Origin of the sequence: Arthrobacter sp. JUb115, assembly GCF_004365035.1 — a bacterium.
In the GTDB taxonomy this organism is placed as follows: domain Bacteria; phylum Actinomycetota; class Actinomycetes; order Actinomycetales; family Micrococcaceae; genus Glutamicibacter.
Window position 1 is genome coordinate 1 of sequence record NZ_SOBS01000015.1, and the last position, 24603, is coordinate 24603.

Annotated in this window: 25 protein-coding genes and 1 pseudogene; 15 read left to right on the forward strand and 11 right to left on the reverse strand. The window is 61.4% G+C overall.

The annotated features are described in order from the left end of the window. The first annotated feature begins 205 nt into the window (after positions 1–205). The 6 genes from EDF61_RS17760 (at position 206) to EDF61_RS17780 (ending at position 7801) form a co-directional block, all read left to right on the forward strand. Positions 206–2179, forward strand: coding sequence for a M13 family metallopeptidase (locus EDF61_RS17760; protein ID WP_105662699.1), 1974 nt, complete (start codon positions 206–208; stop codon positions 2177–2179). Positions 2180–2317: 138 nt separating this feature from the next. Further along, the gene (gene lysS / locus EDF61_RS17765) at positions 2318–3832 is read left to right on the forward strand and encodes a lysine--tRNA ligase (RefSeq protein WP_133835034.1); all 1515 of its coding nucleotides are present in this window, start codon (positions 2318–2320) and stop codon (positions 3830–3832) included. A 2-nt stretch (positions 3833–3834) separates the two neighbouring features. Continuing rightward, the gene (locus EDF61_RS18905) at positions 3835–4002 is read left to right on the forward strand and encodes a hypothetical protein (RefSeq protein WP_166650875.1); all 168 of its coding nucleotides are present in this window, start codon (positions 3835–3837) and stop codon (positions 4000–4002) included. 137 nt (positions 4003–4139) lie between these two features. Further along, the gene (locus tag EDF61_RS17770) at positions 4140–4460 is read left to right on the forward strand and encodes a histone-like nucleoid-structuring protein Lsr2 (protein WP_105659017.1); all 321 of its coding nucleotides are present in this window, start codon (positions 4140–4142) and stop codon (positions 4458–4460) included. 269 nt (positions 4461–4729) lie between these two features. Then, positions 4730–7243 carry an ATP-dependent Clp protease ATP-binding subunit gene (locus EDF61_RS17775; protein WP_105659016.1) on the forward strand — a complete coding sequence of 838 codons (2514 nt, stop codon included), beginning with the start codon at positions 4730–4732 and terminating at the stop codon, positions 7241–7243. 90 nt (positions 7244–7333) lie between these two features. Next, positions 7334–7801: a hypothetical protein gene (locus EDF61_RS17780; protein ID WP_133835035.1), complete on the forward strand. Its 468-nt coding sequence runs from the start codon at positions 7334–7336 to the stop codon at positions 7799–7801. 32 nt (positions 7802–7833) lie between these two features. Here EDF61_RS17780 and EDF61_RS17785 read toward each other — a convergent pair whose 3' ends face one another. The 4 genes and pseudogenes from EDF61_RS17785 to EDF61_RS17800 all read right to left on the reverse strand — a co-directional run bounded on the left by EDF61_RS17785 (position 7834) and on the right by EDF61_RS17800 (position 10365). Further along, the gene (locus EDF61_RS17785) at positions 7834–8280 is read right to left on the reverse strand and encodes an iron chaperone (RefSeq protein WP_133835036.1); all 447 of its coding nucleotides are present in this window, start codon (positions 8278–8280) and stop codon (positions 7834–7836) included. Further along, positions 8277–8699 (reverse strand): VOC family protein, encoded by a 423-nt coding sequence (locus EDF61_RS17790; RefSeq protein ID WP_133835037.1) that lies wholly within the window; start codon positions 8697–8699, stop codon positions 8277–8279. Before EDF61_RS17790 ends, EDF61_RS17785 begins: the two co-directional genes overlap by 4 nt. A gap of 48 nt (positions 8700–8747) precedes the next feature. After that, positions 8748–9090, reverse strand: a pseudogene (locus tag EDF61_RS17795) (helix-turn-helix domain-containing protein). A 57-nt stretch (positions 9091–9147) separates the two neighbouring features. Beyond that, a complete protein-coding gene (locus tag EDF61_RS17800; RefSeq protein WP_166650876.1) occupies positions 9148–10365 on the reverse strand; it encodes an MFS transporter in 1218 nt (405 codons plus the stop codon). 130 nt (positions 10366–10495) lie between these two features. On the opposite strand from EDF61_RS17800, the gene EDF61_RS17805 reads away from it, so the two are divergent. After that, positions 10496–11005 (forward strand): amino-acid N-acetyltransferase, encoded by a 510-nt coding sequence (locus tag EDF61_RS17805; RefSeq protein WP_105659010.1) that lies wholly within the window; start codon positions 10496–10498, stop codon positions 11003–11005. 5 nt (positions 11006–11010) lie between these two features. Here EDF61_RS17805 and EDF61_RS17810 read toward each other — a convergent pair whose 3' ends face one another. Beyond that, complete coding sequence (locus tag EDF61_RS17810) at positions 11011–11811, reverse strand: DUF1206 domain-containing protein (protein WP_133835038.1); 801 nt, start codon at positions 11809–11811, stop codon at positions 11011–11013. A 64-nt stretch (positions 11812–11875) separates the two neighbouring features. Then, entirely contained in the window at positions 11876–12784 is a 909-nt protein-coding gene (locus EDF61_RS17815; protein ID WP_105659008.1) for an iron-sulfur binding domain-containing protein, read from the reverse strand. Positions 12785–12907: 123 nt separating this feature from the next. Between EDF61_RS17815 and EDF61_RS17820 the strand changes: the two genes are divergently transcribed. Further along, positions 12908–13525, forward strand: coding sequence for a hypothetical protein (locus EDF61_RS17820; RefSeq protein ID WP_105659007.1), 618 nt, complete (start codon positions 12908–12910; stop codon positions 13523–13525). A gap of 6 nt (positions 13526–13531) precedes the next feature. Here the strand turns inward: EDF61_RS17820 and disA are convergent, their stop codons facing one another. From disA to EDF61_RS17835, 3 genes are read right to left on the reverse strand one after another with little or no spacing between them, the layout of a single operon-like run. Next, positions 13532–14605 carry a DNA integrity scanning diadenylate cyclase DisA gene (gene disA, locus EDF61_RS17825; protein WP_105659006.1) on the reverse strand — a complete coding sequence of 358 codons (1074 nt, stop codon included), beginning with the start codon at positions 14603–14605 and terminating at the stop codon, positions 13532–13534. A 34-nt stretch (positions 14606–14639) separates the two neighbouring features. Further along, positions 14640–16034 carry a DNA repair protein RadA gene (gene radA / locus EDF61_RS17830; protein ID WP_105659005.1) on the reverse strand — a complete coding sequence of 465 codons (1395 nt, stop codon included), beginning with the start codon at positions 16032–16034 and terminating at the stop codon, positions 14640–14642. A gap of 35 nt (positions 16035–16069) precedes the next feature. After that, on the reverse strand, positions 16070–17098 hold the full coding sequence (locus EDF61_RS17835) for an FUSC family protein (RefSeq protein WP_286134711.1): 1029 nt from the start codon (positions 17096–17098) through the stop codon (positions 16070–16072). A gap of 326 nt (positions 17099–17424) precedes the next feature. Here EDF61_RS17835 and pstS point away from each other — a divergent pair, with 326 nt between their 5' ends. From pstS to EDF61_RS17870, 7 genes are all read left to right on the forward strand, one after another. After that, positions 17425–18540, forward strand: coding sequence for a phosphate ABC transporter substrate-binding protein PstS (pstS, locus tag EDF61_RS17840; protein ID WP_105659003.1), 1116 nt, complete (start codon positions 17425–17427; stop codon positions 18538–18540). 119 nt (positions 18541–18659) lie between these two features. Further along, a complete protein-coding gene (gene pstC / locus EDF61_RS17845; protein ID WP_105659002.1) occupies positions 18660–19595 on the forward strand; it encodes a phosphate ABC transporter permease subunit PstC in 936 nt (311 codons plus the stop codon). Further along, positions 19595–20734: a phosphate ABC transporter permease PstA gene (gene pstA, locus EDF61_RS17850; RefSeq protein WP_133835039.1), complete on the forward strand. Its 1140-nt coding sequence runs from the start codon at positions 19595–19597 to the stop codon at positions 20732–20734. Before pstC ends, pstA begins: the two co-directional genes overlap by 1 nt. A gap of 46 nt (positions 20735–20780) precedes the next feature. After that, positions 20781–21560: a phosphate ABC transporter ATP-binding protein PstB gene (pstB, locus tag EDF61_RS17855; RefSeq protein WP_013347511.1), complete on the forward strand. Its 780-nt coding sequence runs from the start codon at positions 20781–20783 to the stop codon at positions 21558–21560. 202 nt (positions 21561–21762) lie between these two features. Next, a complete protein-coding gene (locus EDF61_RS17860; RefSeq protein WP_133835040.1) occupies positions 21763–22239 on the forward strand; it encodes a hypothetical protein in 477 nt (158 codons plus the stop codon). After that, positions 22239–22730, forward strand: coding sequence for a hypothetical protein (locus EDF61_RS17865; RefSeq protein ID WP_133835041.1), 492 nt, complete (start codon positions 22239–22241; stop codon positions 22728–22730). The genes EDF61_RS17860 and EDF61_RS17865 overlap by 1 nt, the downstream gene beginning before the upstream one ends. Next, positions 22730–22927 carry a helix-turn-helix transcriptional regulator gene (locus EDF61_RS17870; RefSeq protein ID WP_133835042.1) on the forward strand — a complete coding sequence of 66 codons (198 nt, stop codon included), beginning with the start codon at positions 22730–22732 and terminating at the stop codon, positions 22925–22927. Before EDF61_RS17865 ends, EDF61_RS17870 begins: the two co-directional genes overlap by 1 nt. Here EDF61_RS17870 and EDF61_RS17875 read toward each other — a convergent pair. Further along, positions 22924–23952 (reverse strand): inorganic phosphate transporter, encoded by a 1029-nt coding sequence (locus tag EDF61_RS17875; RefSeq protein WP_133835043.1) that lies wholly within the window; start codon positions 23950–23952, stop codon positions 22924–22926. The two genes, EDF61_RS17870 and EDF61_RS17875, sit on opposite strands and share 4 nt — an antisense overlap. A 4-nt stretch (positions 23953–23956) precedes the next feature. After that, on the reverse strand, positions 23957–24571 hold the full coding sequence (locus EDF61_RS17880; protein ID WP_041649201.1) for a hypothetical protein: 615 nt from the start codon (positions 24569–24571) through the stop codon (positions 23957–23959). Positions 24572–24603: the final 32 nt, after the last annotated feature.

The following is a 24603-nucleotide window of genomic DNA, read 5'->3' on the forward strand; positions in this document are numbered from 1 at the left end:
TGAGGGTGTGGGAGAGTAGGTCACCGCCGGACTTAACTTGAGTAGATGGTTTGAGGCCCTGGTACCGTTTGGTGCCGGGGCCTCACCTGTTTAACTTGACTATTTAAGCCGTACGCGCATCGGCCGTCCTCACCCTTCCTATCTTCATGGAAGTAGATAAGGTGTGTAGTAGAAATAACAAGATCTTCTACACGAGGGGCTTTCCTTGACCACCGAGACTACGAGTCCACTGACATACCGCGACGATTCAATTCGTCCCCAGGACGATCTCTACCGCCATAGCAATGGCAAGTGGTTCGAGACAGCAACAATTCCAGGAGATCAAGGAATTTACGGTTCCTTCATGGAACTCCGCGACCAGGCTGAGGCTGCGGTCCACGGAATCATTAATGAAGCAGTGCAGAAGGTCGATTCCGGTGCAGAAACTGACGCCGCCACCCAGCGCATTGCCCGCCTCTACAGCTCATTCATGAATGAAGCCGTTATCGAAGAACGCGGTGCCGATCCGGTTGCTGTCTTCTTGAATACTATTTCGGATATCCAGAGCACCGAACAACTGCTCGAAGTATGCGGTTTCTTCCAGCGCAAAGGCATCAGCGGCTTCATGGATATCGGCGCGATGAACGACGCCGGCAATCCGGACCGGAACCTGCTGACCTTCCTGCAAGGCGGACTGGGCCTGCCTGATGAGTCCTACTATCGCGAAGAGCAGTTCGCTGAAACCGTATCCGACTACCAGGACCACCTTGGCCGCCTGCTGGCCCTTGGCGGTATTGCTGATGCCGAAGCCGCGGCCGCACATGTCGTAGCGCTCGAGAAGGCCATGGCCTCGCATCACTGGGACCGGGTCAAGGTCCGCGATGCTCAGGCACGCTACAACCTGATGTCCGATGAGGAGCTTTCCGCGCTTTTCCCGGGTGTGAGGACCTGGCTGGCTGGCGCCGGCATTGAGCCGAAGTACTACAGCGAAGTTGTCGTCTGGCAGCCAAGCTACCTTCAGGGATTGTCTGAGCTATTCGGCTCCCAGCCGCTGGATGCCTGGAAGAACTGGTTGCGGGTCCAGGTGCTGCGCTCCTTCGCTCCCTACTTGTCCAGCGCATTCGTCAATGAGAATTTCTCCTTCTACTCGGCCAAGCTCGGTGGCGTGGAACAGCTCAAGGAGCGCTGGAAGCGAGGTGTCGCATTCACCGAAGGTGCTGTAGGCGAAGACATCGGCCAGCTGTACGTGGCTGAGCACTTCCCTGCAGAGGCCAAGGACGCCATGGACGCGCTGGTTCAACGGCTCATCGAGGCTTACCGCATCTCGATCAGCGAACTGTCCTGGATGGGCCCGGAGACCATCGAAAAGGCACTGGATAAGCTTTCCAAGTTCCGTCCGAAGATCGGCTACCCGAACCAATGGATCGACTACTCTGCCATCCAGGCTGATGAACTGGACGTCATCGCGAATATTGCCTCGGCGAACGAATTCGAGTTCGCTCGTGAATTGAAGAAGATCGATGACGGGGTGGATCGCGAACTGTGGTTCATGTTCCCCCAGACGGTGAACGCCTACTACCACCCGCTGCTGAACGAAATCGCGTTCCCAGCGGCAATCCTGCGCCCGCCATTCTTCGACGTGAACCGCGATATCGCTTCGAACTTCGGTGGCATCGGCGCGGTCATCGGCCACGAAATCGGCCACGGCTTCGATGACCAGGGCTCGCAGTTCGATGGCACTGGCCAGTTGACCAATTGGTGGACCGATGAGGACCGGGCTTCCTTCGAGAAGCTGACCGCCAAGCTGGTGGACCAGTACAACGCGCTGTCCCCTTCAGAAGCCCCGGAACACAACGTCAACGGTGCACTGACCTTGGGCGAGAACATCGGCGACCTCGGAGGCCTGGGCATTGCCTACAAGGCCTACAAGCTCGAGTTGGCCGCCCTTGGCATACAGGAAGATGAAGTGATCGACGGCATCACAGGAGACCAGCGCTTCTTCTACTCCTGGGCCGAATGCTGGCGCACGCTGATTCGTCCGGAGACCGCGGTAGTACGCGTGACCACCGACCCGCATGCACCCGGGGAGTTCCGCTGCAACCAGGTTCCGAAGAACCTGGCATCCTTCCACGAGGCCTTCGGCACCAAGCCCGGCGATGGCATGTGGCTGGATCCAGCTGACCGCGTAGAAATCTGGTAAACCGCATAACTGAATGGATAGGGCAGGGGCAAAGCCAGCTTTGCCCCTGCCCTATCCTGCGTTACGGGCCAAGATCACTGTGTAAGGCTGATCATGAAGGGCTTCAACTGCACGCCATGACACGTAGAATGGTCTATTGTGACTTCCGAAAATAATTCCGCACAGGCCCCAGATCCAAACGATCAGCGACAGGTGCGCACCGATAAGCGCAACCAGCTGCTGGCCAAGGGCGAGGAAGCCTACCCGGTAGGCATAGCTCGCACCCACTCGTTGCAGGAAATCCGCGACAAGTACGAGCACCTCGAAGCTGGTGAAGAGACCGAAGACGTCGTCGGCATTGTCGGCCGCATCGTTTTCATGCGCAACACCGGCAAGCTGTGCTTCGCCACCTTGCAGGAAGGCGGCCAGAAGGGCGAAGGGGTTCGCCTGCAGGTCATGCTCTCGCTTGCCAACGTTGGCGAAGAGCGCCTGGCCCAGTGGAAGTCGCTCGTCGATCTGGGCGACCATGTGTTCGTGACCGGCAAGGTCATCTCCTCGCGCCGCGGCGAGCTGTCCATCATGGCAGACGCTTGGGAAATGGCTTCCAAGGCCCTGCGCCCACTGCCGGTGCTGCACGCCGATCTGAATGAAGAGACCCGCGTGCGCCAGCGCTACGCCGATTTGATCGTGCGCAACGAGGCCCGCGAAATGGTCTACAAGCGCGCCGCGATCGTCCGCGCCGTACGCAACACCCTGGAGAACCGCGGCTACGTCGAGGTTGAGACCCCGATGCTGCAGCTGGTTCACGGTGGCGCTTCGGCCCGTCCATTCAAGACGCACCTGAACGCCTTTGACCAGGAAATGACCCTGCGCATCGCAACCGAGCTGTACCTCAAGCGGTGCGTCGTTGGCGGTGTTGACCGCGTCTTCGAAGTGGGGCGCATCTTCCGCAACGAGGGTGTCGACTCGACCCACTCGCCGGAATTCACCACCTTGGAATCCTACGAAGCCTACGCCGACCAGTACGTCATGGCCGATCGCATCAAGGAAATCATTCTCAATGCCGCTGATGCCATTGGTGCCGGCCGCACCATCGAGACCCCCAAGGGCACCGCTAACCTGGACGGCGATTGGCGCTGGGTCAGCGTCTACCCTGGCCTGTCTGAAGCTGTCGGCGTGGAGATCACCCCGGAAACCGATGCTTCGGTGCTGCGCGAAGTCGCTGCGAAGCACGAAGTGAAGATCGATCCGGCCTGGGGCGCCCAGAAGCTGGTCATCGAGCTGTTCGGCGAAATCGTCGAGCCGACCTTGATCGATCCGACCTTCGTGTGCGACTACCCGCCACTGGCACAGCCGCTGGCACGCCCGCATCGCTCGAAGCCGGGAGTCATCGAGGCCTGGGACCTGATCATCGGCGGCATGGAGCGCGGTACCGCGTTCTCCGAGCTGATTGACCCGGTGATCCAGCGCGAGCGCCTGACCGAGCAGTCCCTGATGGCTGCTGGCGGCGATCCGGAAGCAATGCAGCTTGACGAAGACTTCCTTCGTGCATTGGAATACGGTGCACCGCCGATGGGCGGTATCGGTTTGGGTATCGATCGTCTGGTTATGCTTTTCACCAACGTCGGTATTCGTGAAACTATTCTGTTCCCACTCCTAAAGCCGGAGGCATAGGAATGCCATATATTGAGGCGATCGTCCCGACAATCGGCCTGGCGCTGCTTTTCTGGTACGTGATGAAAGCAATTACAAACGCGGATCGAAAAGAACGCCAAGCTGAAGCTGAAGCTGATGCGCTAATTCAAAATCGCTCGGATTCTAATAATCCAGTAAACGAGAATTAGTCTTTCCTGAAAGAACCTTGTGAATTCTGATGATAATTAGAGTTTAGTGCGGCTATTTGTATATGCTTGTTGTTTGAAATGGGCTGATGATCGAATGTCAGTTGGTCCAGTACATTCAAGCTCGGAGGAATTCCTAAATGGCACGTCAGGTTCAAATTGCCCTGATCGACGATATTGATGGTAGCGAGGCGACTGAATCTATTGCATTCAGCGTCGCTGGTCAGCATTTTGAAATCGACCTGAACGACGAGCATGCTGCTCAGTTCCATGCAGCCATCGAGCCGTACATCGATGCGGCGCGCTCGTCGAAGCAGACTGCAGCGAGCGAAGCTCCAGCAATCCGCGCATGGGCGAAGGAAAACAACATCAAGGTCAACGCACGCGGACGCCTTAATGCAGAAGTTGTAGATGCCTACAATGCTGCAATGCGCAAGGGCGGACGAAACCGCGCGAAGTAATTTGCGAGGTTTTCAACAAGTCTCAATATAAGAGCCGGCACGCAATGCGTGCCGGCTCTTATTCTTATAACGACGTTCGTAATTCATCCAATACCTTCATTGAACATCGCAATATTGGCGAGCCAAGTAAATCTGGAAATTAATTGCACCTCAATTACGGATTTCCGGTACCAGGGGACCGCTTCGGTTATCCCTGTGGCGAACAAGGGCGCATTGCCGGCGCTTGGTGCGTAGCATCGAATTATTGGTAAGCAAGGAGTGTGCCGAAGATGTTTGAGAGATTTACCGACCGTGCCCGTCGAGTTGTCGTGCTCGCCCAAGAAGAGGCGCGCATGCTCAACCACAACTACATCGGCACCGAGCACCTGTTGCTCGGTCTAATCCACGAAGGCGACGGTGTCGCCGCAAAGGCGCTTGAGTCGCTGAATATTTCGCTGGGTGCCGTTCGTGAGCAGGTTCAGGAGATTATCGGCAAGGGCCAGCAGGCGCCTTCCGGTCATATCCCGTTCACTCCTCGCGCCAAGAAGGTTTTGGAGCTCTCGCTGCGCGAAGCGCTGCAGCTGGGGCATAACTACATTGGTACCGAGCACATCCTGCTCGGCCTGATCCGCGAGGGCGAGGGCGTCGCAGCCCAGGTCCTGGTGAAGCTGGGCGCTGACCTCGGTCGCGTGCGCCAGCAGGTCATCCAGCTGCTCTCGGGCTACCAGGGCGGCAAGGAAACTGCCTCCGCTGGCGTCAGCTCGGGCGGACAGCAGGAAGGCACCCCGGCAGGCTCGGCGGTGCTCGACCAGTTCGGCCGCAACCTCACCGCAGCTGCCCGCGAGGGCAAGCTCGATCCAGTGATTGGCCGCGAGCACGAGATGGAACGCGTCATGCAGGTCCTCTCGCGCCGTACCAAGAACAACCCGGTGCTGATCGGCGAGCCTGGTGTCGGCAAGACCGCAGTCGTCGAGGGCCTGGCCCAGTCGATCGTGCGCGGCGATGTGCCCGAGACCATCAAGGACAAGCAGCTGTACACCCTGGACCTCGGTTCCCTGGTGGCCGGCTCCCGCTACCGCGGCGACTTCGAGGAACGCCTGAAGAAGGTCCTCAAGGAAATCCGCACCCGTGGCGATATCATCCTGTTCATCGACGAGATCCACACCCTCGTTGGTGCTGGTGCCGCCGAGGGCGCCATCGATGCCGCGTCGATCCTCAAGCCGATGCTGGCTCGTGGCGAACTGCAGACCATCGGTGCCACCACCTTGGATGAGTACCGCAAGAATATCGAGAAGGATGCAGCGCTTGAGCGCCGCTTCCAGCCGATCCAGGTCAAGGAGCCTTCGGTAGAGCTGACCACGCAGATCCTGCGTGGCCTGCGCGACCGCTACGAGGCGCACCACCGCGTGACCATCACCGATGGTGCACTGCAGGCCGCTGCCACGCTGGCGCACCGCTACATCTCCGATCGCTTCCTGCCGGACAAGGCCGTGGACCTGATCGACGAGGCGGGCGCACGCCTGCGCATCCAGCGCATGACCGCTCCTCCGGCCTTGAAGGAAATGGACGAGGAAATCGCCACCGTGCGCCTGGAGAAGGAAGCTGCGATTGACGCGCAGGACTTCGAAGGGGCTGCCTCGCTGCGCGATAAGGAATCCAAGCTGATTGAGGCCCGCAACGAGAAGGAGAAGTCCTGGCGCAATGGCGACATGGACGAAGTCTCCGAGGTGACTGAGGACCTTATTGCCGAGGTACTTGCCAACTCCACCGGCATCCCGGTTGTGAAGCTGACCGAGGAAGAGTCCACGCGCCTGCTGAACATGGAAGACGAGCTGCACAAGCGCGTCATCGGCCAGGACTCGGCGATCAAGGCCATCTCCCAGGCGATCCGCCGTACCCGTGCAGGCCTGAAGGATCCGAACCGCCCAGGTGGTTCGTTCATCTTCGCCGGCCCAACCGGTGTAGGCAAGACCGAGCTGGCCAAGGCGCTGGCAGAGTTCCTCTTCGGTGAAGAAGACGCGCTGATCACCCTGGACATGTCCGAATACTCGGAGAAGCACACCGTTTCCCGGCTCTTCGGTGCTCCTCCGGGCTACGTCGGCTACGAAGAGGGCGGGCAGCTGACCGAGAAGGTCCGCCGCCGTCCGTTCTCCGTAGTGCTCTTCGACGAGGTCGAGAAGGCGCATGCCGACTTGTTCAACTCATTGCTGCAGATCCTGGAAGACGGCCGCTTGACCGACTCCCAGGGCCGTGTGGTGGACTTCAAGAACACCATCATCATCATGACCACCAACCTCGGTACCCGCGACATCTCCAAGGGTGTGATGACCGGCTTCCAGTCGGCCGCGGATACCAAGACCGGTTACGAGCGCATGCAGGCCAAGGTCCAGGAAGAACTGCGTCAGCATTTCCGCCCTGAATTCCTGAACCGTGTTGATGACACCGTGGTCTTCCCGCAGCTGAACCAGGACGAGATCGAAGAAATCGTCGACCTGTTCATCGCACGCCTGGCCAAGCGCCTGGAAGAACGCGAGATCACCATCGAGCTGACCCAGGCTGCCCGCAGCCTGCTGGCCCAGCGCGGTTACGATCCAGCAATGGGTGCCCGCCCGCTGCGCCGCACCATCCAGCGCGATATCGAGGACCAGCTCTCCGAGCGCATCCTCTTCAGCCAGATCGTTGCGGGCCAGAAGGTCACCGTCGACGTCGAGGGCGAAGGCGAGAGCCGCAAGTTCGTCTTCCACGCTGAAGGCGGCACCGGCCAGCTGGAAGGCGAGCCGGCACCGGCAGCACTGGAAAGCTAGGCCGCAGAGGCATAACCCATAGCCGTGGAACTGACAACGTTCAGTTCCACGGCTATTGGCTTTAATCCGGCCATGTCGTAGGCTCAACACATGAAGAAGCGAAGCAAAGGGCAACAGCTGATTGCCGCTTCCTGCCTCGCAGCCATGGCCTATTCAGCCCTGTACCTTCTCCTCCGTCCCCAGCTTCCTGGACAATTGGTGCGCCATGCCGGCACCGACGGAGCCGGATACGGCCCAACGTGGCTGGTGGTGCTGGTGATTGGTGCCGCGGGCACGCTCAGTATTGCCATCGGCATCATTGCCTACCGCGACTTCACCTCATTGGGGCACTGGAACCCGGGACCGAAATCGATTGTGGTCTGCTTCCTGGCCGCTGGCTTCGGAATCCTCGGACTGGGCGCTGCCATGCTTCTCGCTGCCATGGGAGAGGACGCCGCGCAGCAAGGCACCCTGCCTATTGGCATGGGACTGCTTGGGCTGATCGGGGTCTTCGCGCTTTCCGCCTCGCTGCTGGCAAAGGCATTGCCCCAGGCGGAGCAAGAAAGCCTCGACGCCTGAAGAGCAATCGATTCCCTCCGGGCGTGCTGGGCTTAGCGGGCCACCGCCTTGGCTACCAACTCGGCAAGCATTTCTTCGAGCTGCCCATCAAGCGCGGTAATGGCGAACGAGGTGGGCCATAGGGTGCCCTCATCCAGCTGCGCAACATCGTTGAAGCCGAAAGTCAGGTAGCGGGTACCGAACTTCTTGGCATCCTGCATGAAGCACAAGATCTTGCCGTCCAAAGCGTAAGCGGGCATGCCATACCAGGTTTTCGGCTCCAATTCCGGAGCCGTCTCGGTGATGATCCGGTGCAGCTTCTGCGCAAGCACCTTGTCGTTGTCCTCGAAGGAAGCAATCTTCTCTTCCACTTCCTTGCGGGCCTGTTCCGCCTTCTCGGCTTTGGTCATGCGCTTCTTCGAAGTGCGCACCTCAGCGGCCCGCTCTTTCATCGCGGCCTTCTCGGCGGCTGAAAAGCCTTCTTGTTCTGAACTGCTCATGCTTCTTCTCCCTGAACTGCTTGGTTGATACGGACCATATTTCCCGAAGGATCGCGGAAGGCGCAATCGCGCGGACCCCACGGTTGGTCCATTGGCTCCTGCAGGACTTCAGCGCCCGACGCGCTCAAAGTTTCAAAGACCTTGTCCAGATCATTGGTGGACAGCACCAGCGGGCCGATCGCGCCCTTGGCTACCAGCTCGGCCAAGGCCTGCGCATCGGCAGCTGACCGGCCAGCGCCCGGAGCCGAAAGCACCAGGCTGGTGCCGAGGCCGTCGGAGCCGCCAAGGGACACCCAGCGGAAGCCGCCGTTGGCGACATCGGAGAGGATCGTGAAGCCCAGCGCATCGCGGTAGAACGCGAGCGCCTCATCCACATCGAGCACGGTCAAAGGGACATGATTGATTGAAATGCTTGCCATGGCTCCAGCCTAGGGAGCGCCGACCAGATAGCGCTTCTTCAAAACTGCTCAGAATCTCTCGGGACGCAAAAGGATCTTGGCGATGCAGGCAGGGATCTGCTCGGTGGCTGAATGGTCCCGTTCCCGGTATGACGAGGGAGTTTCGCCGACAACTTCGGTGAAGCGCGTGCTGAAGGAACCCAGAGAGGTCCATCCCACTTGCATGCAAGCATCTGTTACCGAGACCGATGCGCGCAGCAGATGCATGGCGCTCGATACGGCGGGTGAGCAAATAGGCATGCGGGGTCTCGCCATAGGCCCGCTTGAACTCCCTGGAAAAATGAGCAGGAGACATGGAAGCACGCTGGGCCAACGCAGGCACATCCAATGGTTCCGCATAGTGCCGGTCCATCAGGTCCCTGGCCCGGCGCAGGTGCGCCAGGGTTTTCAGCGCTTCGGCATCCACCGGCTAGCCCCGGTTCCTGGCTCGCAGGACAAGGAATGCACCCAGCACCGTTGAGCACAGGTAGATCCCGGTGACGGTGATCCAGCCCGCGGTGAAGCCACCGGCCGAGCCGACCAGCAGGCCCATGGCCAAGGGCCCCACGGTGAAACCGCCAAACTGGCCCGCCGAGACGATTCCGCTGGCACTTCCCAGGCGGCTTGCGGGGATCACCCGCAGCAAGCCCGCCATCAGCACTACCGAAACTCCCAGGGCCGAGGCCCCGTGCAGGCAGGCCGCTAGCCAGAGCAAGGCCACCGAGTGCAGCTGCTGGGCCATCAGGAAGCTGGCACCGCCCGCAGTGGCCAGTGACGCCAGCAGCAGCAAGAGCTTAGGCGCTGATACGCCGCGTGACATCATCTGCCCCCATCCGACGCGGGCGGAAACGCCAATGACGCCAGCGACCGCGGCGGTCAGGCCGCCAGCCACCAAGGAGAAGTCCAGCTCGCGGACCGCAAAGAGCGCCAGGTAGACGTTGGTTGCCTGTACGCCGACACCGTTGATGAAACCGAATAGGGCCAGCGCAAAAATGACGAACTTCGTGGAGGGGGCGGCCGTAGCCACCGGCTGGCTCGCGCCCGCTGCCGCCTTCTGCGGGGCAGACGCGGCGAGCATGGGGGTTGCGCGGATAACCCGTACAGCGATCACCGCGAGGACCGCGGCGAGCACGGCGCCGGCCAGCGATGCTCCGTTCCAGCCAATGAATGCAGCCAGCAGCGGGAACCCCACGCTGCCTACGAGCTGCGAAACCTGCACGCCAGACTGCTTGATGCCAGTCCACGTGATGCGCTGGGCACTAGGGACGCGCTGGGCCAGAATGCGGTTGGTGACCCCGTTGGGGAATGACTGGGCGAAGCCGGCCAGGCCGGAAGCCGCCAGGAGCAAGACGTAGCCTGCGGGAATGGCTGCCAAGCCCAGCGCGACCGCCGTCGTGCCGAAGATCAGCAGGATCAGCCTGGTATCCGGTTGCCTGTCGGAGAACTTCCCGAAGACGGCGTTACCCAGTGCGGCGCAGCCGAAGCACACTGTCGCCAACAGGCCGAACTGGGATTCGGTGATTCCCAAATCCCTGATGACCAGGTCGCTGGTGGCGTTCAACCCGTAATTAAGCAGGGGAGCGATGCCGACGGCGGATAGGAGGATGGCAAGCAATCCGAATCCGGGGCGTACTGTTCTAGCTGGCATCCTCATCCTTGCTCCAGTGCGACTTCAATGTTCAAGTTTATCTTGGCACGCCGTGTTGCGGGATGTTCCTTCAATGACATATCCGGCATCTGCTTCGATTCTGCAAACGGTGGGGCATAGGATTTAGAACGTGAACTCTTTTACCGTCCGCTCAGCCAGAACCAGTGATGTCAACGCTATCCGCAATCTTGTGCGCCCGTTGGCCGAGGAACGGATCCTGCTGGATAAGGAAGCGGTCACCTACTACGAGTCCATCCAGGAATTCCTGGTCGCCGAGGACGCGGACGGCAATGTTGTCGGCTGCGGCGGTTTGCACGTCATCTGGGAAGACATCGCCGAAATCCGTACCTTGGCGACCTCGGGCGAGCTGCGTGGCAAGGGCGTAGGCCATGTCCTGCTCTCCGAACTCTTGGAACGTGCCCGGGAAGTCGGGGTTGGCCGCGTTTTCTGCCTGACCTTCGAAGTGGATTTCTTCATACGCCAAGGCTTCAAGGTGATGGCTGACCAGAGTGCCGTGGATCCAGCGGTATACCAGGAGATCCTGCTCTCCCGGGATGAAGGCGTCGCTGAATTCCTGGACCTCGCACGCGTGAAGCCGAATACCTTGGGCAATACCCGGATGATCATTACGCTGGACTGATACTTCTAGTCCATCCGGTCGTAGCGCGCACGGAATACCAGATACAGCGCGTAGCAAACCAGGCCCGCACCGATAGCAACCAGGGCAACCGGCCCAAACGGCTGATCCTGGATGGCCTTCAGCGCGCCATCGATACCGCTGGCCTCTTCCGGGTCGCGCTGTACCGTGGCCACGATGAAGAGCAGGCCCACGGCACCGAGGACTACGCCTTTGGCAGGATAGCCCAGCATGCCCGAGTGCTTGATCGCGCGCGATACCTCGGTATTTCCGGAACCGGAGAGATCCTTCAAGAACTTCCGGGTGGCACCCTTGTAGATGTAGTAGCCGGCCATGGCCAGCAGCCCCAGGCCCAAGGCGATCAGCAACCCCCGGCCAAGTCCGGTCTTCATCATTTCTCCGCTGAAGCTGGTGGCAGTCTTTCCCGAATCACTGGGAATTCCCACCGCAAACCGCCCAAAGGTGAAGCCGACAGCCAAGAAGGACACCGAGATGGCCGCGGACTTGAGCCTGCCCTTCAGCTCGTTTTCGGGCAAGAAGGCCTGCGCCAAGGACCATAGGCCCAGCAATAGTGCGCCGATTGCGCAGATCCACAGCAAGACCATGCCGAAAGGCTGCTCTGCCAAGGCGCCCATGGCTCCGCCCTGATCGGCTTCCGCCTTGCCGCCGGCAGCGACGAAAGCTGCGAGGATTCCCACGGTTGCGTGAAGTACGCCGTTGGCGACGTATCCCAGGCGTGCGGCGCGTTCGAACCATGGGTGCTTGGCTACGTGGCGAACAGCAGCGGCTGGATCAACTGAAGCGTTCATGGGCTAAGCATAGGTATGCATCAGGGCATAAAGCTAGCCGCTTCTGGCTCGTTCCGGGCCGATGCTACGAAGGCAGGCGGATTCCATCTTCTTCGGCGATCGCCAGGCCATCTTTGAGCAGCCCGGCCAGTGCCCGTTCACGCTGCTCCAATGGTGATTGCAATTGGTCAAGCGCCACATACCTTGCATGCGATTCATGGGACAGCTCGGCCAGGAAGGACTGCTCTGGCACCGCCTGCTCATGCTCGCGCAGGATCGCCATGATGGCGCCGCGGACCTGCCGGTCCGTACCCTTCCAAGCTTGTCCCTTCGGGATGTAGTGCGGGGCCGGCTGCCCCTGGGCAATCCATGCGCACTGCTGGAAGACCGGGCATTGCTCGCACTTCGGGCTGCGAGCGGTGCACACCAGGGCACCGAGTTCCATTACCGAAATATTCCACAGATTCGCTGCCTGATGATCCTCGGGCTGGACTTCTGCAGCCCGGGCGAATTCACTGGCACGCGGGCTTGGCTCGGGCAATGCCATGCCGCCAAAGAGCCGTGCATGCACGCGGCGAATGTTCGTGTCCACGACAACGGTGCGCTCGCCGAAGGCAAAGCAGGCAATGGCGGCCGCGGTGTAGGAGCCGATGCCCGGCAAGGCCAGGAGCTCGGCTTCGGTGCGCGGGACTTCGCCGTTGTACTCGGTGGTGATCTCCACGGCGGCGGCATGCAAGCGCTGCGCGCGCCGCGGATAGCCCAGCCGTCCCCACGCTTTCAGTGCTTCGGACAGCGGTTCCGCAGCCAGATCCTGCGGCCGTGGCCAGCGGCGCATCCATTCTTCCCAAACCGGCAAGACACGAACTACCGGAGTCTGCTGGAGCATGAACTCGCTGACCATGACTTCCCAGCCGCTCACTCCGGGGCGTCGCCAAGGCAGGTCGCGGGCGTTCTCTAGGTACCAGGTGTTGATGGTGTTGTGGATTTGCTGCACCCCACCACTCTAAGCCAGCGCACCGTCCGCCCGGAATCAGCGGGAATGGATTGCAGAACGTGATTTGCCCTGGATCCTACGCCATTACCGGCTTCGGGCAGGCAAATGAATTAGCCTTAAGCCATGAGCAACGCATCAGGGGGGAAACCATCGGCCAGCGTCTACCGGCGCAGGCGGATCACCGTGGCAGTACTTGCCCTGGTGCTCGTCGGCCTGCTTGTCTGGGGCGTCGTTGCGCTGGCCGGATTGTTCTCCCCTGATGAGAAGAAAACTGCAGGCAATGAGCCAAGCGCCCAGCAAACCCAGTCGGTTCCTTCGCCATCGCCAGAGCCGGAAGACGACGAAGCTGCGGCCAAGAAGTGCAAGAGCGACGAGGTCGAGATTACTGCGACTACCGATGCGAAAAGCTACGCCTCGGACAAGAAGCCGACCTTGCTGCTGGGCATCGAAAATGTTTCCAAGCGCGAATGCGAATTGAACGTCGGAACCACGCAGCAGGAGTTCCTGGTTTCCAGCGGCGCGGACCGCATCTTCTCCACCATCGATTGCCTGGATGGCGCAGAAGATGTGAACCTGGCCTTCAAGCCGGGGCAGAAGGAGAACGCGCGCTTCACCTGGAACCGCGAGCGTTCGGCTCCCGGGTGCAAGTCGGTCAGCGTGCAGCCGCGTCCGGGAACCTACAAGTTCACCGCCGCTATCGGCGACTTCGTTTCGGAGCCGGTCACCTTCACCTTGGAGTGAAAACGCCTAGATGTAGCGATCCAGCAACGAGGATTCGGCCATGCGGGCCAGCCCTTCCCGGATGGAGCGTGCACGCTGCTCGCCGACGCCCTCGATTTCCATGAGCTGGCTGGTGGACGCTGCCATGAGCAGCTGCAAGTTATCGAAGGACGCCACCAGGCGGTCCCCGACCAGCTTGGGCACCGTGCGGATCTGCGAAAGCAGGCGGTAGCCCTTCGGGGTCAGCTGGTCGTCTTGGCCAATGGTGGAGTGCGGGAACAGGATCTTGGTCAGGCCATCAAGCTCAATGAGCTGGGCATCGGAAACTTCATGCAGCGTCTCCAGGGCACGCTCGATATCCAGCTCCTGGCCTTCAGCGTCGGAATAGTCCCGCAGGAGCAACTGGTTATCCGCCTGGATGCCGGAGAGCAATTCCGCATGCTGGGCCGCCAGCAGGCGCCCATCGATGCCCAGCTCCAGCACGTAGCGGGAGATTTCTTCGCTGGTACGGCGCAGCATCTCGGTGCGCTGCAAGACAGCGAGCACTTCCCGCGCGGTGGCGACATCTTCAATTTCCGCAGCTGACAGGGCGCTGGTGACCTGGTCCAGGCGGTGGCGGTACCGTTCCAAGGTAGCAATAGCCTGGTTGCCGCGGGCCAGCAGGCGCTCGGCTGGCTCGAGCACATGGCGCTCGCCGTCGGCATAGAGGGTGATGGTCTGCATGGACTGCGAAACCGAAATCGTCGGGAACCCGGTTTGCGCGGCTACGCGTTCTGCCGTGCGGTGGCGGGTGCCGGACTCCTGGGTTTCAATCTGCGCATCCGGCATCAGCTGCACGCCGGCCTGCTGGATCTGGCGTCCTGTGCCGTCCAGAATGATCGCGCCGTCCATCTTGGCCAGTTCGCGGATGCGTGTAGGCGTGTATTCGGTGTTGATCCTGAAGCCGCCGGAGCTGATCGACTCCACGAGCCTGTCATGGCCCAGCACTATGAGAGCGCCAGTACGGCCGCGCTGGATCCGTTCAAGACCCTGGGCGAGCTCGGTACCCGGGGCAATCTGGGCCAGAACGGCAAGGAATCCGGGGGTTGGGTGCGCTTTCAACTTGCGTCCTTTCGGCGGGCAGCAACAATCAAGTTTATCCTGCGGGCTTCTGTCGCTGGTTAAACGCAATATCCAGCGCCTGCGCGATGTTCTCCACCTGGAATACGCGGATGCCCTCGGGGATATTCTTCAACGGTTCCGGGGTGGCCGGAGCCATCGCGAAAGAGAAGCCCAGACGCTGCGCCTCGGTGATGCGCCGTGAGATTTCCGGTACTTGCCGAACTTCGCCGGCCAAGCCGACTTCGCCGAAGGCCACGAAGTCCTGCGGCAGCGGGAATTCATTCATCGAAGAAGCCAATGCCAGCGCGCAGGCCAGATCCGAGGCGGGTTCGGCAATTTTCACGCCACCCACGGTGGCGATATACGAGTCCATGGACGACAGATCCATATGCGCGCGGGCCTGCAGCACCGCCACAACCATTTGCGCCCGCGCGGCATCCAAGCCACTGGTGGCCCGGCGGGCAGCAGGGGCATTGCTGCGCGAGAGCAAGGTCTGCACCTCGGCAACCAGCGGCCGGCGGCCCTCCATCGTGACGGTGATGCAGGTGCCCGGCACCGGGGTGCGGGTTCGGGTGACGAAAAGCTTGGAAGGATCGGTCAGCGATTCAATGCCGTCTTCATTCAAATCGAAGCAGCCCACCTCGTCGGTGGCTCCGTAGCGGTTCTTCAGCGCGCGCAGGATGCGCAACCGCGAATGCTTCTCGCCATCGAACTGGCAGACCACGTCCACCAGGTGCTCGAGCAGCCGTGGGCCGGCGACCGAACCTTCCTTGGTCACGTGGCCGACCATGATGGTGGACATGGCTCGGGTCTTGGCCGCGTTGATGATCGAGGCAGCGACTTCGCGCACCTGGGAAACGCCGCCGGCAGCGCCGTCCACCTCTGCCGAGGAGAAGGTCTGCACCGAGTCCAGGATCAGCAGCTGCGGATCGATCTCCTGGATCTGCCCCAAGGCCAGAGCCAGGTCGGTTTCGGCGGCCAGGAACAGCGTATCGGCGATGGCGTTGATGCGTTCGGCGCGGGACTTTACCTGCGCGGCGGACTCTTCACCGGTTAGATAGAGCACGCGCAAGCCGGTTTGCGCGGCTTTCGCGGCAACGTCCAAGAGCAGCGTGGACTTGCCCACGCCAGGTTCGCCGGCCAGCAGGATCGCGGCTGCCGGAACCAGGCCGCCACCGAGCACGCGGTCAAGTTCGGAGACGCCGCTGGGGCGGAAGGCCGCTTCGGAGCCGTCAATCTGCGCGATCGGCTTGGCTGGGTGGGCCACCTTGGCCGCGGCTACGGTACGGGCGGAGACGACACCCACTTCTTCGACAGTGCCCCAGGCCTGGCATTCGCCGCAGCGGCCCACCCACTTAATCGTGGTCCACCCGCATTCAGAGCATTTGAACGATGCGGAAGACTTGCTGCGAGTGGAGGTTTTGGCCATGGCTCAATGCTATCGAGCTATGCGGACATTTTCGTTCAGGACAGCTTGGGCAGCACTTCGATGGCTTCTTCGTGTTCGCGGCCGGCCGCTTCGAGCAGATCCACCACCATCGGGCGCAGCAGCAAGACCAGGCCTTCGCCCTGGAGTCCCTCAACTCCCAGGGCGCGCGGATCCAGCTGGGCGGCGACGCCTTCGAGCTGCAGCTGGGCGGCCTTCTCGTATTTGCGTTGGCCAGCCACCGTGGTTTCGCGCACCGAATGCGCCAACGTGTTGACCGCTTCGGATAGCTCGCGCATCAGGGGAGCCAAGGTTTGCGCGCCTTCCGGGGTCAGTGCGCTGTTGCTGAGCACGGAAGCAAGGCGCCGGGCGAAGACCCGCGAGTTGCGGGCGGCCCAGTCGTAGTGGTTGAAACGCTTGGATAGCCGGTTCAGTTCATGGCGGTGGCGACGCCCGGTGGGGGAAATCGTTGCGATTTCCTTCGAAGCGCGGAAGGCGGCTGGCAGCATATCCAGGTACTTCTGGGTTCCGCGAGCCTTGATCAGTGCGTGGAAGGCTGCGCGCCGGTCATCGTCGCGGATGGCCCAGGCGCATTCCAAAAGCGCTTCGGAGAGCTCCTTGAACAGATCCGATAACGCGGACACCGGGCTGCGCCGCGGGTCGGTAGGCCAGAAAATAATCACCAGCAGGGCAAGCAGGGACCCGGTCAGGGCATCGATGGAACGGGCAAATGGCCCATCCGCGCTGATGGGCAGCAGCACTACCAGTGCCGATTGCATGCCCAGCTGGGTGGAGAAGATGGCACCGGAATCCAAATAGCGGGCAATGACCAGACTCAGCGACATCACCAGTGCGGCCTGCCAGATCCCCTGCCCGAACCAGTGCATGAGGGTATCGCCCAGCGCCACCCCCAGGGTGCACCCCAGGGCGACTTCGGCGGTTTTGCGCACGGTGGTGGAGGCACCGAAGCCCAGGGAAACCAGCGCGCTGGTGGCTGCGAAAATCGGTTGGGAATGTCCCCAGATGCTTTCGGCGATCCAAAAGGCTCCGATTGCGCCAAGCGTCATGCGCAGGATTCTAGGCAGGGAGTTGCGCGAGCGTATCAGCCCAGCGCGATTGCGCTGCGCTATGAATCCGAATAGATGCGCTGGCATGCGCTTCACTTTCCGCCCAGTTGCCATGGCTTCAGTCTTCCACGTGTTCGGCGGCAGGTGGCAGAAGCTGCCGGGATATTGCGCTGGTGAGCAGGATCACTTGGCTTCGGGTATGTTGTTAACCTTATGTTCACCTTTGCCGGGGGAGCTGGTTACTTTCGATCTTTAACGTCGTAGATGAAGCGGGAAGACGCCGCTGAAGGTTTTACATCGATCTACCAACATGGGGAGTAAATCTCGTGAAGCTCAATCGCTTTGGCAGCGCAGCTGCTGTTCTTTCCGTAGCGGCACTCGCGCTGACCGCTTGCGGCTCGGATAACCCAACCGCCGCAGCAGGTTCTGAAGGTGCCGAGGCGTCGGCAGCATCCGGTGTCACCGGAACCCTGACCGGCATCGGCGCATCCAGCCAGAACTCGGCCATGGAAGCATGGACCACCGGCTTCAAGACCGCCAACCCGGAAGCCAACGTGCAGTACTCGCCAGATGGCTCCGGCGCAGGCCGCGAAGCATTCCTGGCAGGTGGCGCGCAGTTCGCCGGCTCGGATGCATACCTGAAGGAAGACGAAGCCGAAAAGGCCAAGGAAGTTTGCGGCCCAGAAGGCGCATTCAACATCCCGGCCTACGTTTCGCCGATCGCGATCGCTTTCAACCTCGAAGGCGTTGAAGAGATCAACATGGACGCAGCCACCATCGCCAAGGTGTTCAAGAAGGAAATCACCAAGTGGAACGATGAGGCTATCGCCAAGCAGAACGAAGGCGTTGAACTCCCGGACACCGCAATCACCGTGGTGCACCGCAATGATGAGTCCGGTACCACCGAGAACTTCGTCGAGTACCTGAAGGCCGCAGCGGCTGACGTTTGGAGCTACGATGTTTCCGGCGACTGGCCAAGCGACATCCAGTCGGAGAATGCCAAGGGCACCTCTGGCGTGGTTTCGACCACCACCTCCACCAACGGCGCAATCACCTACGCCGACTTCTCCGCAGTGGGCGGCCTGTCCACCGTGAACGTGAAGGTCGGCGAGGAATACACCAAGATTTCTGCTGAAGCAGCTGCCAAGGCCCTGGAGACCGCAACCCCAGTTGAAGGCGCAGCCGAGAACGACCTGGCTCTGGACCTGGAGCGCGACACCACCGAAGCGGGCACCTACCCAATCGTCCTGGTTTCGTACCACATCTTCTGCAGCAGCTACAAGGACCAGGCAACAGCCGATCTGGTCAAGGCCTTCGGCAACTACGTCATCTCCGAAGATGGCCAGAAGACCGCGCAGGCTTCGGCAGGCAACGCCCCGATCTCGGCAGCCATTGCCGAGAAGGCAAAGAAGTCGATCGACGGCATCACCGTCGCCGAGTAGTACCCCGCCGGGCAACCGGCACCAGGTGCGGGTGGACGAACTCACCCACCCGCACCAGCAGTACCCCTCCACCCCCGCAGTGAAAACTGCACCACCCCCGTTTCGTAAAGGCTCTAGCCATGACTACCAATGCTTTGACAAGCAAGTCATCGACTTCCGGCCGCGCTGGTGACAAGATCTTCTCCGGTGCCGCCCTGGGCGCCGGTGTCCTGATCCTGATCACGCTCTTCGCGGTCGCGGTCTTCTTGCTGATCCAAGCCCTGCCGACGTTCTTCGCCGATCCGGCGGAGATTTCCGGCGGCGCAGGATTCTTCGCTTACATCTGGCCGATTGTTATCGGCACCGTGATCGCAGCGGCTATCGCGCTGCTGATCGCCACCCCGATCGGCATCGGCGTGGCGCTGTTCATCTCGCACTTCGCTCCACGCAAGGTCGCAGGCCCGCTGGGCTACCTGATCGATCTGCTCGCCGCGATCCCCTCGGTGATCTACGGCGCGTGGGGCTACATGGTGCTCGCTCCGGCTCTGGTTCCAGGCTACGAATGGCTGGCCAAGAATCTGGGCTTCATCCCCATCTTCGAAGGCCCCGCCAGCCAGACCGGCAAGACCATGCTCACCGCCGGCATCGTGCTGGCCGTGATGGTGCTGCCGATCATCACCTCGCTGAGCCGCGAGATCTTCTTGCAGACTCCCAAGCTGCACGAGGAAGCCGCGCTGGCACTGGGCGCAACCCGCTGGGAAATGATCACCACCGCGGTGATCCCGTTCGCCCGTCCGGGCATCATTTCCGCCGTCATGCTGGGTCTGGGCCGCGCCTTGGGCGAGACCATGGCCGTTGCGCTGGTGCTCTCCACCGGCAACCTGATCCCATCGCTGATCAAGACCGGCAACCAGACGATCGCCGCGGAAATCGCCTTGAACTTCCCTGAGGCCTTCGGCCTGCGCCTGGCGGAGCTGATCGCCGCCGGCCTGGTCCTGTTCCTGATCACCCTGGTCGTGAACATGATCGCTCGTGGAATCATCGCCCGCCACAAGGAATTCTCGGGAGCTAACTGATGAGCACCATGACTACTAACCAGAGCAACAGGCCCGGGGCCCCGACTCCACCGGTGCGCAAGCGCAACTCCTTGGCCAAGGGCAAGCTGCCGAAGTGGGCCATCTGGGCGATCGCCGCAGGCGCCATCATTGTCGGCGCGGCAGCGTCCACGCTGACCGGCTTCAACGTTGCCTCCTTCGCCATCTACTCGGCGCTCATCTTCCTGGTGGCCGCCTCCGTGATCACCACCGCAGCTGAAGGCAAGCGCCGCGGCAAGAACGCGATGTGGACCTACCTGATCTACGCGGCGTTCATCGTCGCCGTGATCCCGCTGGTATCCGTGCTCTATACGGTGCTGGAAAAGGGCATGCCGGGCCTGAACAGCCACTTCCTGTTCAGCTCCATGAACGGCGTGACCGGCGCGGTGGACAATGAATCCGTCGCCAATGGCACCCCGGTAGTCGGCGGCGCGTACCACGCGGTGATGGGCACCTTGCTGATCACCCTGTGGGCCACCTTGATCTCCGTTCCAGTGGGCATGCTGACCGCTGTCTACCTGGTGGAATACGGGCAGGGCAAGGCGCTGTCCAAGGCGATCACCTTCTTCGTCGACGTGATGACCGGCATTCCTTCGATCGTTGCCGGCCTGTTCGCAGCGGCCTTCTTCGGCATGATCCTGGGTCCGAACGCCCGCATGGGCATCGTCGCGGCGGTCGCGTTGAGCGTGCTGATGATCCCAACGGTGGTCCGCTCCACCGAGGAAATGCTCAAGATCGTTCCCAACGAACTGCGTGAAGCTTCCTTCGCGCTGGGCGTGCGCCGCTGGCGCACCATCTTGAAGGTCGTCATCCCGACCGCGATCTCCGGCATCGCCTCGGGCGTCACCCTGGCCATCGCCCGCGTGATCGGAGAGACCGCGCCAATCCTGGTCACCGCAGGCATCGCAAGCCAGATCAACATGAACGTCTTCGCAAACTGGATGTCCACGCTGCCGACCTTCATCTACTACCAGATCCTGACCCCGACCAGCCCGACGAACATCGACCCGTCGGTACAGCGAGCCTGGGCCGCGGCCCTGCTGCTGATCTTCATGGTGATGGCGTTGAACCTCCTCGCCCGCCTGGTCGCCTCGATCTTCGCCCCAAAGAAGGGCCGTTGAGCTAAGGCTCCGGTCCGGACAACCCAAACTTTCCAAGGATTACATCATGGCAAAACGCATTGACGTCAACGATCTGAACGTCTACTACTCCAAGTTCCTCGCCGTTGAAGGCGTCTCGATCAACATCGAGCCGAAGTCCGTCACCGCTTTCATCGGCCCATCGGGCTGCGGCAAGTCCACCTTCCTGCGCACCCTGAACCGCATGCACGAAGTCATCCCCGGCGGCCGCGTCGAGGGCCAGGTGCTGCTGGACGGCGATGACCTGTATGGTGCCGGCGTTGACCCGGTGACCGTACGCAGCCAGATCGGCATGGTCTTCCAGCGTCCGAACCCGTTCCCGACCATGTCCATCAAGGACAACGTACTCGCCGGCGTGAAGCTGAACGGCCAGAAGATCTCCAAGTCCGATGCCGACTCCCTGGTTGAGAAGTCGCTGCGCGGCGCGAACCTGTGGAACGAAGTCAAGGACCGTCTGGACAAGCCAGGCTCGGGCCTTTCTGGCGGCCAGCAGCAGCGCCTGTGCATCGCCCGCACCATTGCGGTCAAGCCGGACGTGATCTTGATGGACGAGCCTTGCTCGGCACTGGACCCGATTTCCACGCTGGCAATCGAGGACCTGATCAACGAACTGAAGAACGACTACACCGTGGTGATCGTGACCCACAATATGCAGCAGGCCGCACGCGTCAGCGACCGCACCGCCTTCTTCAACATTGCGGGCACCGGCAAGCCGGGCAAGCTCATCGAGTTCAACGACACCGCAGCCATCTTCTCCAACCCGGAGCAGAAGGCCACAGAAGATTACGTCTCCGGGCGCTTCGGATAAAGATTTCGTATGCCGCCGCTCCTTGAGCTGGCGGTAGACGGACCGGAAGGGGGGTCTTCCGGGGATCCTGGAGGGGATCACCGCCAGCGGCGCACCGATTACGGTGCGCCGCTGCACTTTAACTACTGATGTAAAGCACCCTTGACTGTAAAGCAAGCTTGTCAGTAAAGTGAGGTTTACATTTATCGGAAAGGGGATAACGGTGGATTCAAAAGAGTCAGTTGGCCAAAGCAAATGGGGCCGTTCGCGATTTGGCGGATCGACGGCCTTGCTGATGCTCCTGTCGCTGCTCGGGGGCCTGGTGCTCTGCGCTGCCATGGCGCTGATCTGGTGGACATTCGGCCCCGAGGCCGATCAGCAGCGCAAGATGCTGGCCGGGCTGGTCTTTGCACTGCTGATGCTGCCGGCAACTTTCGCCCTGTGCTGGGTAATAATGCTCGACCGGGACACTCTTGCCGGAGCCGTGAAAGATCCCGATTCCTCTATCGAGGGAAAGTGGTACGAAAAGGCGGTTTTCGGTGCATTCAATGATCTGATCGCCCTGTGCGGGCTAGGCGCCATGGCGCTGGGCTTGCTGCGCATTGACGTAGATCCGGTGATGCTGCTTGTCGGGGTCGTGCTGCTGGCTGCCGTGGACGTGCTCGTGCGCTACTTGGTGATCAAGAAGGTGGAAGGCTGATGGGCAACCGAGGAATCGAACCGCGCACCCTGGCGCTGGGCCGCTCCCGTTTCGGCGGGGGTAAGGCGTTGATGATCACACTGGTCCTGGGAAGCGGCCTGCTTGCCGCCGTCGTGCTGAGCACCCTGATCAGCCTGCTGGTGGACTTCGATGAAGGGTTCTGGCCAGCGTGGATCAACTTGGCATTCACCTTCTGGCTGGTGGCCAGCGCGATTGCATGGTTCTTCTTCGTTGACCGCAGCTCCCTACCCAAGCTCGCGAAGAATCCTGAACAAACTGTCGAGCAGAACTGGCATACCCGCGCTCAGGCAGGCGTTTACCGGGACCTGATCACAATTCTGGGACTTGGCTGCGTGACGGTCTCGCTGGTGTCACTAATCGCAGGCCAGATGCCTGCCTGGCCGGTACCATTGGTTTTTGCGGGGCTGATCTTGGCCGCCCTGCTCGATTACATGATCAGGTACCAATTGGTTAAGCGAGCCGAAAGCTAGTGGAGAACAACCTCAGCGAATACCGCAAGGAACACGGGTTCTCCCAACAGGCGTTGGCGGACCTGCTTGGCGTCTCGCGGCAGACGATTATCTCACTGGAAAAGGGCCGTTACGACCCGTCCTTGCCGCTGGCCTTCAAGCTTTCAGCGGTCTTCGGGTGCAAGATCGAAGACCTCTTCATTCCAGGTGAAGACTAGGCGTTGCCCAGCAGCGGGTGCACCGCCAAGGTCAGGATCGCGCCACCGGCAACGCAGATGGCCGGGGTCAGGACCCAATGCACCAGCACCTTGCTGACATTGCGCCAGACCACCGATTCAAAGGCCTGGTTATTGCCGGCACCGACGATGCCGCTGGTGACCGCCTGCGTGGTGGACAGCGGCAAATGCAAGACCAGCGAGCCGAGGAACAGCATGGTTGCGGCCACGCCCTGGGCGATCATTCCGCGCAGCGGATCGAAGTTCACCAGCCGTCGACTGAGCGTGTAGGTGATGCGCCATCCGCCCAGCAGCACTCCCAGGCTCAGCGCCGCACCTGCGGCCAGCTGGATCGCCCAGGTCATCGGCCCCGGATCCATCGCATGCCCGGTGATCAGCACCAGGGCGATCATCGCACCGGTACGCTGGCCGTCTTGCAGTCCCAATCCCAGGGCCACGGCGCAAGCGGCGATGGCCTGGCCTGCGCGCGACCCGTTGTTGACCGACCGCGAGGTGTTGTGGCGCATCAGCCAGGTTGCTGGAATCACCAGCGCATACGACAAAATGTAGGCAACTGCCGGAGTGACCAGCAAGGGCAGGAGCACCGAGCCCAGCAACAGGCCCCAGGCGCCGGACATCGACATATCGCCCATGAAGGCCGAGGCGCCGCTGGCGCCTACCAGGCCGGAGAACAGCGCGTGGGTGGAACTGACCGGCAGTCCGCGCCACCAGCAGTAAAGGCCCCAGGCCCCGGCGGTCAGCAGACCGCAGATCAGCAGCTTCAGGCCGACCACGCCATCGGGAACGTTGAAGTTCAGCTTGTCCACCAGGGCCACGCTCAGTCCCGTGGTCGCCAAGGTGCCCAGGAAGGCGAATAGGGCGGCCACTGAGACCGCAACAGCAGGACGCAGCGCCCTGGTGCGGATCGAGGCCGCGACGGCGGTGGAGGCATCCCTGAAGCCGTTGAGCACGCCATAGCCCAGGGTGAGGACGATCGCGATTCCGGTGAGGACCGAAAGGATGGCCATTTACCTAGGACTCCTTCACCAGCACGCGACCGAGGTGGTCGGCGAACTGGCGCAGGGTGTTGGCGGTGAGCATCAGGTGATCGGCCACCCGCTGGTGGCGGTGGATGGTTCCCGGCTTGGCGAATTTGGAAATCTCATTGACCCACACCAGGTGGGTTCGGGCCGCGCGCTTGGAGAACTGCAGCATCTGCAGCCAGTTGTCTTCCAGATCATCGAGGTTATGCAGGCGCTGTACCGAATCGGAAGCCAGCTCGGCCAGCTGCGAAATGAGCTCGAGCTGCTCCGAGGAACGTTCGGACAGCGGAGTGGAGCCGACATTCATGATCAGTTCGCCGGTGCCGCGCAGATGCTCCATGGTTTCGTGCAGCAAGCGCGAAAGCGTGTACATGTCTTCGCGGGGAAGCGGGCTGATATAGCTGGTTCGCAGGTGGGTGAGCACTGCGTGCACCAGATCGGAGGCCTCGGCTTCTGCTGAGGCCAAATCGCGCAGCTGATCCGCACGGGTGTCGGGGGAGCCGATCATCTCGGACACATTGGCAACGGAGGTGCGAATGGTCGTCGTCAACCCGCACAGCAACTCGATGCCACGCGAGGTGGAGGGAAAGATCTGGAACTTCACTTTACGGCGCACCATTCGATTCGACAGCTAAT

Excerpts from the sequence above, each read along its gene's own strand:
- EDF61_RS17770 (WP_105659017.1), top strand. The coding sequence starts at position 4,140 with ATGGCACGTCAGGTTCAAATTGCCCTGATCGACGATATTGATGGTAGC.
- EDF61_RS17800 (WP_166650876.1), bottom strand. The coding sequence starts at position 10,365 with ATGCCAGCTAGAACAGTACGCCCCGGATTCGGATTGCTTGCCATCCTC.
- EDF61_RS18905 (WP_166650875.1), top strand. The coding sequence starts at position 3,835 with ATGCCATATATTGAGGCGATCGTCCCGACAATCGGCCTGGCGCTGCTT.
- EDF61_RS17785 (WP_133835036.1), bottom strand. The coding sequence starts at position 8,280 with ATGAGCAGTTCAGAACAAGAAGGCTTTTCAGCCGCCGAGAAGGCCGCG.
- pstC (WP_105659002.1), top strand. The coding sequence starts at position 18,660 with ATGACTACCAATGCTTTGACAAGCAAGTCATCGACTTCCGGCCGCGCT.
- EDF61_RS17835 (WP_286134711.1), bottom strand. The coding sequence starts at position 17,098 with ATGACGCTTGGCGCAATCGGAGCCTTTTGGATCGCCGAAAGCATCTGG.
- radA (WP_105659005.1), bottom strand. The coding sequence starts at position 16,034 with ATGGCCAAAACCTCCACTCGCAGCAAGTCTTCCGCATCGTTCAAATGC.
- EDF61_RS17790 (WP_133835037.1), bottom strand. The coding sequence starts at position 8,699 with ATGGCAAGCATTTCAATCAATCATGTCCCTTTGACCGTGCTCGATGTG.
- EDF61_RS17865 (WP_133835041.1), top strand. The coding sequence starts at position 22,239 with ATGGGCAACCGAGGAATCGAACCGCGCACCCTGGCGCTGGGCCGCTCC.
- pstA (WP_133835039.1), top strand. The coding sequence starts at position 19,595 with ATGAGCACCATGACTACTAACCAGAGCAACAGGCCCGGGGCCCCGACT.
- EDF61_RS17810 (WP_133835038.1), bottom strand. The coding sequence starts at position 11,811 with ATGAACGCTTCAGTTGATCCAGCCGCTGCTGTTCGCCACGTAGCCAAG.
- EDF61_RS17775 (WP_105659016.1), top strand. The coding sequence starts at position 4,730 with ATGTTTGAGAGATTTACCGACCGTGCCCGTCGAGTTGTCGTGCTCGCC.
- EDF61_RS17780 (WP_133835035.1), top strand. The coding sequence starts at position 7,334 with ATGAAGAAGCGAAGCAAAGGGCAACAGCTGATTGCCGCTTCCTGCCTC.
- pstB (WP_013347511.1), top strand. The coding sequence starts at position 20,781 with ATGGCAAAACGCATTGACGTCAACGATCTGAACGTCTACTACTCCAAG.
- EDF61_RS17820 (WP_105659007.1), top strand. The coding sequence starts at position 12,908 with ATGAGCAACGCATCAGGGGGGAAACCATCGGCCAGCGTCTACCGGCGC.
- EDF61_RS17875 (WP_133835043.1), bottom strand. The coding sequence starts at position 23,952 with ATGGCCATCCTTTCGGTCCTCACCGGAATCGCGATCGTCCTCACCCTG.